The sequence below is a fragment of the Streptomyces sp. M2CJ-2 genome (assembly GCF_016757295.1).
Classification (GTDB): Bacteria; Actinomycetota; Actinomycetes; order Streptomycetales; family Streptomycetaceae; genus Streptomyces.
Window position 1 is genome coordinate 62,649 of sequence record NZ_JAESIF010000035.1, and the last position, 8,664, is coordinate 71,312.

Here is an 8,664-nt window from a genome sequence, read left to right on the forward strand (position 1 = left end):
CCGAGCACATGGCGTGTCCGGACGGGCCGGCCGGTCGCATGGAATGATGCGCCCATGCTCGTACAGCTCCTCGCCGCAGCGGGTGTGCTCGCCGTCCTGACCATGGTTCCCGGCCCGGACATGGCCGTCGTGACGAGGCGCGCCGTGGCGTGCGGCTGGCGGGACGGACTGCGGACGGTCGGCGGTATCAGCGCCGGTCTGCTCACCTGGGGCGTCCTCACCGTGGCGGGGCTGGCGGCCCTGCTGGCCGCGTCCGCCACGGCCTACACGGTCGTCAAGCTGGCCGGAGCCGCCTACCTGGTCTTCCTCGGCGTGCAGTCGCTGCTGGCCGGTCGGCGTGACCGTACGGGTACGCCGCCGTCCACCGCCGCCCCCAAGGGGAACCCGTGGCGGACCGGCCTGGTCAGCAACGTCTTCAACCCGAAGGTCGCCGTCTTCTACACCGGCCTGCTGCCGACGCTCGCGCCCTCCGGCATGTCACCCCACGCGGGAATGGCCGTCCTCGTCCTCCTGCACGTCGCGCTCACCCTCGTCTGGCTCAGCGGCTACGTGATGGTGCTGGCGAAGGCCCGCGCACTCTTCGAGCGGCCCGTGGTGCGGCGGGCCATGGACCGCGTGACCGGCGTCGTCCTGATCGGTTTCGGCCTCAAGGTCGCCGCGTCACAGCCCTGACCCGGGGGCCCGCCGCCCCGCGGTGCGGCCCCGGCGCCGACAGGGGGGTGGGCGGTGGGCGGTGGGCAGACCGGCCTACAGCGCCTCTTTCGAAGGCCCGACCGGCTCGCCCGCCTTGCGCACCGGAGGCAGCACGCTCCACGGGAAGTTGATCCAGTCGTCGGTCCGCTTCCAGACGTACTCGCACTTCACCAGCGACTGCGACTTCTCGTAGATCACGGCGCTGCGCACCTCGGCGACGGCGTCGAGGCAGAAGTCGCGGACGAGCTTGAGCGTCTTGCCGGTGTCGGCGACGTCGTCGGCGATCAGCACCTTCTTGTCGGTGAAGTCGACGACGTCGGGCACGGGAGCGAGCATGACCGGCATCTCGAGCGTGGTGCCCACCCCGGTGTAGAACTCGACGTTCACCAGGTGGATGTTCTTGCAGTCGAGGGCGTAGGCGAGCCCACCGGCGACGAAGACACCGCCGCGCGCGATGCTGAGCACGACGTCCGGCCGGTACCCGTCGTCCACGATGGCCTGCGCGAGCTCACGCACGGCCACCCCGAACTGCTCGTAACCGAGGTTCTCCCGCCGCGGACGGCTCTCCTGCGCACCCATGCCTATACCTGGGTGCGGTGGAAGTTGAGGAAGGCCCGCGAGGCCGTGGGCCCGCGCTGCCCCTGGTACCGGGAGCCGTACCGCTCACTGCCGTACGGGGCCTCGGCCGGCGAGCTGAGCCGGAACAGGCACAGCTGGCCGATCTTCATCCCGGGCCACAGCTTGATCGGAAGCGTCGCGAGGTTCGACAGCTCCAGGGTGACGTGCCCGGAGAACCCGGGGTCGATGAACCCGGCGGTCGAGTGCGTGACCAGCCCGAGCCGCCCCAGCGAACTCTTCCCCTCCAACCGCGACGCGAGATCGTCGGGCAACGAGATGACCTCGTACGTACTGGCCAGCACGAACTCGCCCGGATGCAGGATGAACGGTTCGTCCCCCTCCGGCTCCACGAGCCGGGTGAGCTCCGCCTGCTCGACGGACGGGTCGATGTGCGGGTACCGGTGGTTCTCGAACACCCGGAAGAAGCGGTCGAGGCGCACGTCGACACTGGACGGCTGCACCATGGATTCGTCGTAGGGATCGATCCGCACCCGCCCGGCATCGATCTCGGCCCGGATGTCCCTGTCTGAGAGAAGCACGCCCCGAGGATACGCAAGGCGCGCGGACCGGCCACAATCGCCGTCCCACGCGCCCACGCCCTGTTGCCCCTGCCGGTCCCCCGCGCCCTCGCTAACGCTTCTGGTGAGCGACCGGCACGACGCTGCGAAGCCGCGCACAGCGCGGACACCGCAAGAGTCGGCCGGGACCGAGTCGCTCGGCCTGCTGCATCGGGAACGAGGCGGCGGTAAACACGTGCCCATCGGCACAGCGGACGACGGTGCGCTCCATCAAGTCCAAGAGTCCCTTCCCCAAGAGCCGCGTCTGGCTTCCCGCCCTGACGCCAAAAGGCACATTACGGGATCAAAGAGACGACTCTCCAGGCGGCACCCCGGCCCCGCCCAGCCCCCGCCGACACCCCACCGTACGCCCCAACTCCAGCCCCCCGTACCCACTTCCACACCTTGAACGCCATCAGGCCCCCGGGGCCTGAAACACCGGGGACCTGCCATGGGGTAGAGTGACCGAGCATCCGGTCACCGGTCGGTTCTGGTGGCCTGGATCACATGCGGGTGTAGTTTAATGGTAGAACATCAGCTTCCCAAGCTGAGAGCGCGAGTTCGATTCTCGTCACCCGCTCCACGAAGAAGGCCCAGGTCAAAGACCCGGGCCTTTCTGCTGCCCGCCGATGATCGGGCGGAGCGTGCCTCACACTCCCCTCGCCACTCAGATCATCTCTGTGTCTTCGGTCATACGATGCGCCCCGGCCGCGATCAGCCGTGCCACGCTCAGCGGCGGGCAGAGTGTGGCCGGCGGCGGCATCGGGACAGACCAGTAAGAGGCGGCCCCGCGCTCCGGGAAGTCGACGAGGTCAAGACGCGGCACTCCGAGGTAGGTGCCCCGACCGAGGCAGTCCACGTCCTGCGTGTGCCAGTCGTCCACCGCCGCGCGCCACGTCCTGGGCATTTCGGCGGGAACGAGGGCGTAGTACCGGGGCCGTGCGGATCGCAGATGACCGGACCGCCCCGCAGTGCCTCGTCAAGGAAGGCGTCGACCTCTCCGGGGTCGGCGGTCTCGGCCACCGCGTTCACGAGGCGCCCCGGAATCCGTACCGCCGAGAACAACGCGCCGAGGGGAAGCAGCGTGAGGCCCTGCTCCTGCCACTCCGCACGGGCCCGGCCGGGGGAAGGATGTGCCGACAGCAGCCAGTGCTCGGTGGCCAGTCGACGGTCGGCAGCGCAGCACTCGATCACGCCGAGCCCCGTCTCGACCGGCATCAGATCATCTTGCGAGCTCACCCTGGGCGCTTGCGCCGCTTCTCCTGCACGTTCTGTAGTCGCACCGCGATGATGAGTGAGCAGACAGGCAGGGAGCCAGGCCGTGCCGTGGCCATGCGCGGCCACAGCACGGCCATGGCCGGAGGTGAGCGTGATGACACCACAGACTGGGCGCATGGGTCGCAACGACGCACTGCGGGCAGCGAGGCTGCGGGTGGGCTGACACACCGTCGAGCAAGCCGCCACCCGGCTCACTGAACATGGTCAACGACTGCTGGACGACCGCCACTTCACGGTCTCGGCGCGTACGTGGCGGCGGTGGGAAGGTGAACGCCCCGGGTGGCCGCCCGAAGAGACCGCCATCGTCATTCACGATGCGCTCGGCCGCCGGCCGGAAGATCTGGGCTTCACCACACCGCCCGGGTGGATCCGGCCGGAACATCAGGAGGAGCAGGTGAAACGCCGCACGTTCGTCCGGGTAAGCCGCTCCGATGCTGGACCGTCTCTGGGCCGCCCGAGGCCGCTCAGCAGCGGCCGACAACGACCAACGACGACCGCTGAAGCGCCCGGGATCACCGTCCGGACCAGCGAAAATGCAGGTCACCAAGATCCCCGGCAAGACCCAGAAGATCTGTATGCATCATGGAGTATGGGGATCGATCTGGAGCTGCATTCGTCGCGGCCGACGCGCAATTGGCGCAAGTCCCGCACCACACTCCTGCGGAGCTCTTACGGGCACGGCGACGCGTTGGCCGATGCACTCGGCTCGCTCCAGCTCCTTGGAGTATCCGGGAGGTTCACTGCCGTCGATCCGTACGGGGATACGTTGTTGAATGAGCAGGAGTCCGCCGCCGCCCTTCGGGAGATCCAAGATCTGAGGCAAAGATGCGGTGATGAGCGGCAGCTTGCCGCACTGGACGACCTCGCAGCGATGCTGGAGCAGTGCGCAGCCACCCCAGGCAGTTACCTGTGGTTCGCGGGCGATTGATCTCGTGCCACAGACGTGCCAGAAGGAGCGGGGAGCCACGGGGAGTCCGGGAAACTGACGAGTATTCAGGCAGACTGCCGCCAGGGCTAAGATCCTGCAGGTCAGCCGCGATGCGGCCCAGTCTCGCTCCTAAAGTGGGTGTTGCCGTCCTGATCTGTGCCGACGGTCACAGCGAACGGGATACCCGTAGGTGCATACTGGGTCATGACAAAGCCTGCCGCATCGAAGCGTCATCTGCCGACCAGCCCCTTCAAGGCCCCGGCCACGCCTGCTCCCGAGCACTTCGCCGTGGGCGACCAGGTCACACACGACGTGTACGGCCTCGGCCGGGTGATCGGCATCGAGGACGGAATCGCGGCGCTCGTGGATTTCGGCTCGGCGCGAATGCGGATCCTGAGCCCGTACGCCAAGATGACCAAGCTGTAGGACCGCTGTGCCCGGTCACGGCACACCAGGCCCCTTCAGGGGCCTGTAACGAAAGAGAGACCCCTCATCGATCTGACATCGCTGTTCTCCGCCCCGGAAGGGCAACCCCGCTGTTCCACCGCAGCATCGCCGCCTCCGGCGACCAACCCCTTCCAGGCCCCGGACTTCGGGGAGGACGAGACCTTCCCGCTCGAGGACGCCCAGGAGCCCGCCTCGGGCATGCGTGCGGCGCGACCCGAGGCGGCTTAGTTCCACGAATGACGGCGGCTTCGCAGCCGGCCGCGGGCCGTCTCCGGTGCTGCGGTGAGGAGTGCAGCCGTCTCGGTTCCCGTCTCGTTCAGCCCCGTTCACCGTCGTTCAGCCGAGACCGTGTGCCGGGCCCTTCCCGTAGGCCGGCCACCCGTGAACACGGGTGAACGCCCCTGCACACAGCCAGGCCACCCACCCACGCAGTTGGAAAGCGTGCGCTCGGCCGTTTGTGCTGTTACCACGATCGATCGTGCAGTCGAGGCGGACGATCGGGTGCGAATCGAACCATCTTGGTCGCAGGGTCATCCAGCGGAGCGGAGAAGCGCACTGGCCACAGGTCCGCAGGCCCGAGGTAGCGGGTCAACTTCCGGACTGCCTTGGCCCGGTCGAGCGGCACAACCTCAGCCACGCCTTGGCATGACACAGAGAACACTGCACCCGCGGACGGGTCGCATGTATCGATCACCAGCGCGACGCGCGAGTCCTCGGTGAGAAGCTGCTCCAGCCGGGAGGACGAGCCGGTGAGCCACCAGAACGCGCCGTCCTCCCAGAGGAACCACACCGGCCGGACCTCGGGGCCGTTGGTCGCTACGCGTGCAACCAAGGGTTGGGACAAGAACTCGTTCACGTCCATGCGTCGAAGGTTGCGGTACAGCAGCGAAGTACAGCAACCCCAGCAACCGGCAGCACCCCACACCGGCCCTCATGGGCTTCCCGGCAGCCTGTATGACCTTTAATGACCGCTCTCTGCAGAGCCACGGGTCAGAAGGTCTCCGACATCCACGGCTGACATCAACGCCGCCGGACGGAGGCGTACGCCAGCGTCTCTGTCCGGCCGTCGCACCAGTTGCCGACAGCAGTCGGAGCGGGCCCGGATCGAACTCCTAAAGCGGTGGTCGCCAGTAGGGCAGTCCGGACGACCGCGCCCGTGCCAGACGCGTGCCAGATCGTGCGGGGAATGACGGGGACCAGGCCGGCAGCCAGTCAGGCCCCGTGGCTGCTCCGCCGCAGGTCCGCCCGCCAACCAGCCATAGATGACCTGAGCTTCCCAAGCTGAGAGCGCGAGTCCGATCCTCGTCACCCGCTCCACGAAGAAGGCCCAGGTCAGCGGCCCGGGGCTTGTGTTTCGCCGGAGATTCTCCACCGGTCTCCAGTCCGTCAATCACGCGAAGACCGGACACACGGAGGGCACGAGTGCTGGGCGGGCAAACCCCTTCCGGCGGCCGGGTCTTCGATGCCGGAGGGCCGCGTCGGAGCGGCAGGTCGTCGGGCAGGACCCTGAACGCTTCGTGGCAGCCCAACGGTCGTACCGCGCGGAAGTCGCGTCGGTCGAGGGTGAGGATCGCGTCTGTGTCGCAGCCGGCGGCGAGGGCCACGTTCACCGCGTCGGCGACCGCGTCACGGGCCTCGGCCCAGGACGACGTACGACCGGAGCCCTCGAACGTGTGTGAGGACAGCGGCTCGCCCCAGACACGGTTCGCCATGGCCGCGAGATGGATCCCCTGCCGGATGGTCTCGGCCTCGCTCATCCCCCGGCGCTTGGCCGCCTCCTTGTCGGCACCGGGCTCGGCCGCTCCCGCACCGACCGCCTCCTAGCGTTCGGCATCGGTCACCCGGTCGATCGTCTGTGTGTTCCTGCGGGCCGCCAGTTCCAGTAGTTCGTCGACCGACCACTGGTCGTAGACGTGCTCGCCGTACTTGGCGGCGAGGACGCGGCCGTCAGGTGCGATGAGGAAGTCGGCAGGAAGGCCGAGTCGGCCGCCGTGCGGGCTGATGGAGGGCAGGTGCTCCCGCCCGCGGACGACGTTCCGAACGCCGCTGAGGACCGCCCGGACGATCGGCCCCCAGGCTCGCGGGCTGAGCAGGGCGCGTGGCGACCGTTCCACGCCGAACTCCGCGTACAGCCGCCTGGCCGGGTCGGCGACGACGGCGAACGGGAGATCGGTGGTGTGGGGCACCAGTTCCTCGGCGGGGGAGTGGAAGACCACGACCTCGCGCACACCGGCGGCCTCTATCTCCCGGTGCCGCCGCACCACCGACCGCAGGTGCAGGTTGCAGACCGGGCATCCGGCGAAGCGCCGGAACTGGAGGTGGATCAGACGGTCGGGGTCGGGCACGGCGACCTGGTCGCCGGAGACGGCGGTGAGGCTGCGTTCGTCCACGGTGGAGCCGGGCTCGATCGGACTGCGGGACATGCGCATGAGCGTTCCCTCCGTAGGCGTATGCCATACACCTAACAGCGTAGGCGTATGGCGTACGCTGTCAACCGTCATGCCACGCCCTCGCTCCCTCACCCCCGATCAGCTCGCCTCGGCCGCTCTCGCCGTCATCGACCGCGACGGGCTCGCCGGGCTGTCGATGCGCGCCGTCGCCCAGGAGCTGGGCATGAGCACCATGGGGCTCTACCGATACGTGCGCGACCGCGAGGAGCTCGAAAGGCTCGTCGTCGAACTCGTACTGAGCACCGTGGATACCGAGCCGCCGGCTCCCGGCGCGTCATGGCGCGAGCAGGTCGAGGTCTTGGTGCGGCGCCTGCGCGACACCGTGGGCGCCCATCCGGAGGTCGTCCCCCTCACCATCGCTCACCGGCACCACTCCCTTGGGGTGCTGCGCTGGGCGGAGACCGTGCTCGCAGTCCTCACCGAGGCAGGTGTCGAGGGCGAGCGGCGGGTCGTCGCTCTGCGCGGCCTGCTCAGTTATGCCATCGGAGCGATCCAGCTGGAACACCTCGGGGCCCTGTCCGGTCCGGGGACGACAGCCATCACCGAGCTGTCGCCCGCCGAGTTCCCGCACATGACCGAAACCGCCCGAGACGCTCGGAACATCGGTGCCGACCAGGAGTTCCTGGGAGGACTCGCCATACTGCTCGACGGCCTCGGCGTGTGAGACGGTCGATCCCGCGCCCTCTCCGGACCGATACCTGTCGACGACCGCGCCTGGCGGGTGCGGACGCCCTCACCCAGCGCGGACAGTACGCGGAGGCAGGCAAGTAAGTCGGGGTCGGACACCGGCTGTTGCGAGGAAGCGCGAGAGTCGGTCCCCTGACCGGGCGCACTTCACCAGAAGGGCTGTGCGCTCGCGAAGGCTCCCCGAGCCGGCCCTCCGAACCAGCCGGGCCGAGCACAGAGCACGTTCGTACAGGCGCTCCGCCCGCCGTGCTTCGAGGCCGTGCCCACAGCGTGCCCGTGAGAACGGACAACCACGGTCGGCAGCGGTGCGACCAGGCCCGCGCAACGGCGTCGGCGCCACGAATCCACGCAGGTCAGCGGCCACACGGCCACGCAAGCGCCGTCGCTTCCCAAGCTGAGAGCGCGAGTTCGATTCTCGTCACCCGCTCCACACGAGACCCCCAGGTCAGAGACCCGGGGGTTCTTTGCTGTCCAGACCGATCGGCGGTGCGCGCACCACAACCGCACCTTTGGCTCTCCGGTGGCTCCTCCTTGTGGTGCGCACGATCGCCGGTGTGGTGCTTCGCACGTTCGGCCCGTACGAGGTCGTCCAGCCCGGCGGCGACCTCCCGTTGCCGCCCCTCGTCGGAGTGCTGATAGATCAGCGCCGCCTTCTCGGAGAACTGGCCGGCGCGCACCATCGTGTCCCGGAGGGTGGCACCCGAGCGGGTCGACAGGGTGTGTCCGGTGTGACGCAGGTCGTAGAAGCGGAAGCCGTCCGGAAGGCCGGCCACCGCACGGGCCCGACGCTGCTTCCGCCCGAACGAGGTGCGCCGGGAGGCCGCGCCCTTCTCCCCCGCGAGGACCAACCCGTCCGGGCCCTTCTCGGCGAATGATGGTTGCCGGCGCCCTTGATCCGGTCGACCAGCGGACAGCCCAGCGTCGGGCCGGCGGCAGCCGTCGTGGCTGCCCGGGCCGGCCGGGTGCCGCGGTGGCCCGTGCCGCCGGCGCCGCCGGCACGGTGCGG

At 69.0% G+C, this 8,664-nt stretch carries 8 protein-coding genes, 1 tRNA gene and 2 pseudogenes; 5 read left to right on the top strand and 6 right to left on the bottom strand.

The window, feature by feature from the left end; genetic code table 11:
- Positions 1-54 precede the first annotated feature (54 nt).
- A complete protein-coding gene (locus tag JL475_RS24125) occupies positions 55-672 on the top strand; it encodes a LysE family translocator (protein WP_202280010.1) in 618 nt (205 codons plus the stop codon).
- A gap of 75 nt (positions 673-747) precedes the next feature.
- Here JL475_RS24125 and JL475_RS24130 read toward each other — a convergent pair whose 3' ends face one another.
- Both JL475_RS24130 and dcd read right to left on the bottom strand, forming a co-directional pair.
- Entirely contained in the window at positions 748-1,272 is a 525-nt protein-coding gene (locus JL475_RS24130) for a phosphoribosyltransferase (protein ID WP_202280011.1), read from the bottom strand.
- Between the two features lie 2 nt (positions 1,273-1,274).
- On the bottom strand, positions 1,275-1,850 hold the full coding sequence (dcd, locus tag JL475_RS24135; RefSeq protein ID WP_109377139.1) for a dCTP deaminase: 576 nt from the start codon (positions 1,848-1,850) through the stop codon (positions 1,275-1,277).
- Between the two features lie 527 nt (positions 1,851-2,377).
- Between dcd and JL475_RS24140 the strand changes: the two genes are divergently transcribed.
- The 3 genes from JL475_RS24140 to JL475_RS24150 all read left to right on the top strand — a co-directional run bounded on the left by JL475_RS24140 (position 2,378) and on the right by JL475_RS24150 (position 4,500).
- Positions 2,378-2,451: transfer RNA gene (locus JL475_RS24140), tRNA-Gly, on the top strand.
- 1,284 nt (positions 2,452-3,735) lie between these two features.
- Entirely contained in the window at positions 3,736-4,074 is a 339-nt protein-coding gene (locus JL475_RS24145; protein ID WP_202280012.1) for a hypothetical protein, read from the top strand.
- A 204-nt stretch (positions 4,075-4,278) separates the two neighbouring features.
- Positions 4,279-4,500: a hypothetical protein gene (locus JL475_RS24150; RefSeq protein ID WP_202280013.1), complete on the top strand. Its 222-nt coding sequence runs from the start codon at positions 4,279-4,281 to the stop codon at positions 4,498-4,500.
- A gap of 484 nt (positions 4,501-4,984) precedes the next feature.
- On the opposite strand, the gene JL475_RS24155 is transcribed toward JL475_RS24150, so the two are convergent.
- From JL475_RS24155 to JL475_RS24160, 3 genes and pseudogenes are all read right to left on the bottom strand, one after another.
- Positions 4,985-5,383 carry a pyridoxamine 5'-phosphate oxidase family protein gene (locus tag JL475_RS24155; protein WP_237408095.1) on the bottom strand — a complete coding sequence of 133 codons (399 nt, stop codon included), beginning with the start codon at positions 5,381-5,383 and terminating at the stop codon, positions 4,985-4,987.
- Positions 5,384-6,002: 619 nt separating this feature from the next.
- Positions 6,003-6,143 (bottom strand): annotated as a pseudogene (locus tag JL475_RS40230) (VapC toxin family PIN domain ribonuclease); the annotation flags it as partial.
- 198 nt (positions 6,144-6,341) lie between these two features.
- Positions 6,342-6,950, bottom strand: coding sequence for a peroxiredoxin-like family protein (locus JL475_RS24160; protein WP_202280014.1), 609 nt, complete (start codon positions 6,948-6,950; stop codon positions 6,342-6,344).
- A gap of 70 nt (positions 6,951-7,020) precedes the next feature.
- Between JL475_RS24160 and JL475_RS24165 the strand changes: the two genes are divergently transcribed.
- On the top strand, positions 7,021-7,635 hold the full coding sequence (locus JL475_RS24165; RefSeq protein ID WP_202280015.1) for a TetR/AcrR family transcriptional regulator: 615 nt from the start codon (positions 7,021-7,023) through the stop codon (positions 7,633-7,635).
- 589 nt (positions 7,636-8,224) lie between these two features.
- On the opposite strand, the pseudogene JL475_RS40235 reads toward JL475_RS24165, so the two are convergent.
- A pseudogene (locus tag JL475_RS40235) lies at positions 8,225-8,530 on the bottom strand (site-specific integrase); the annotation flags it as partial.
- Between the last annotated feature and the right edge of the window lie 134 nt (positions 8,531-8,664).

Excerpts from the sequence above, each read along its gene's own strand:
- JL475_RS24125 (WP_202280010.1), top strand. The coding sequence starts at position 55 with ATGCTCGTACAGCTCCTCGCCGCAGCGGGTGTGCTCGCCGTCCTGACC.
- JL475_RS24130 (WP_202280011.1), bottom strand. The coding sequence starts at position 1,272 with ATGGGTGCGCAGGAGAGCCGTCCGCGGCGGGAGAACCTCGGTTACGAG.
- JL475_RS24145 (WP_202280012.1), top strand. The coding sequence starts at position 3,736 with ATGGGGATCGATCTGGAGCTGCATTCGTCGCGGCCGACGCGCAATTGG.
- JL475_RS24150 (WP_202280013.1), top strand. The coding sequence starts at position 4,279 with ATGACAAAGCCTGCCGCATCGAAGCGTCATCTGCCGACCAGCCCCTTC.
- JL475_RS24155 (WP_237408095.1), bottom strand. The coding sequence starts at position 5,383 with ATGGACGTGAACGAGTTCTTGTCCCAACCCTTGGTTGCACGCGTAGCG.
- JL475_RS24160 (WP_202280014.1), bottom strand. The coding sequence starts at position 6,950 with ATGCGCATGTCCCGCAGTCCGATCGAGCCCGGCTCCACCGTGGACGAA.
- JL475_RS24165 (WP_202280015.1), top strand. The coding sequence starts at position 7,021 with ATGCCACGCCCTCGCTCCCTCACCCCCGATCAGCTCGCCTCGGCCGCT.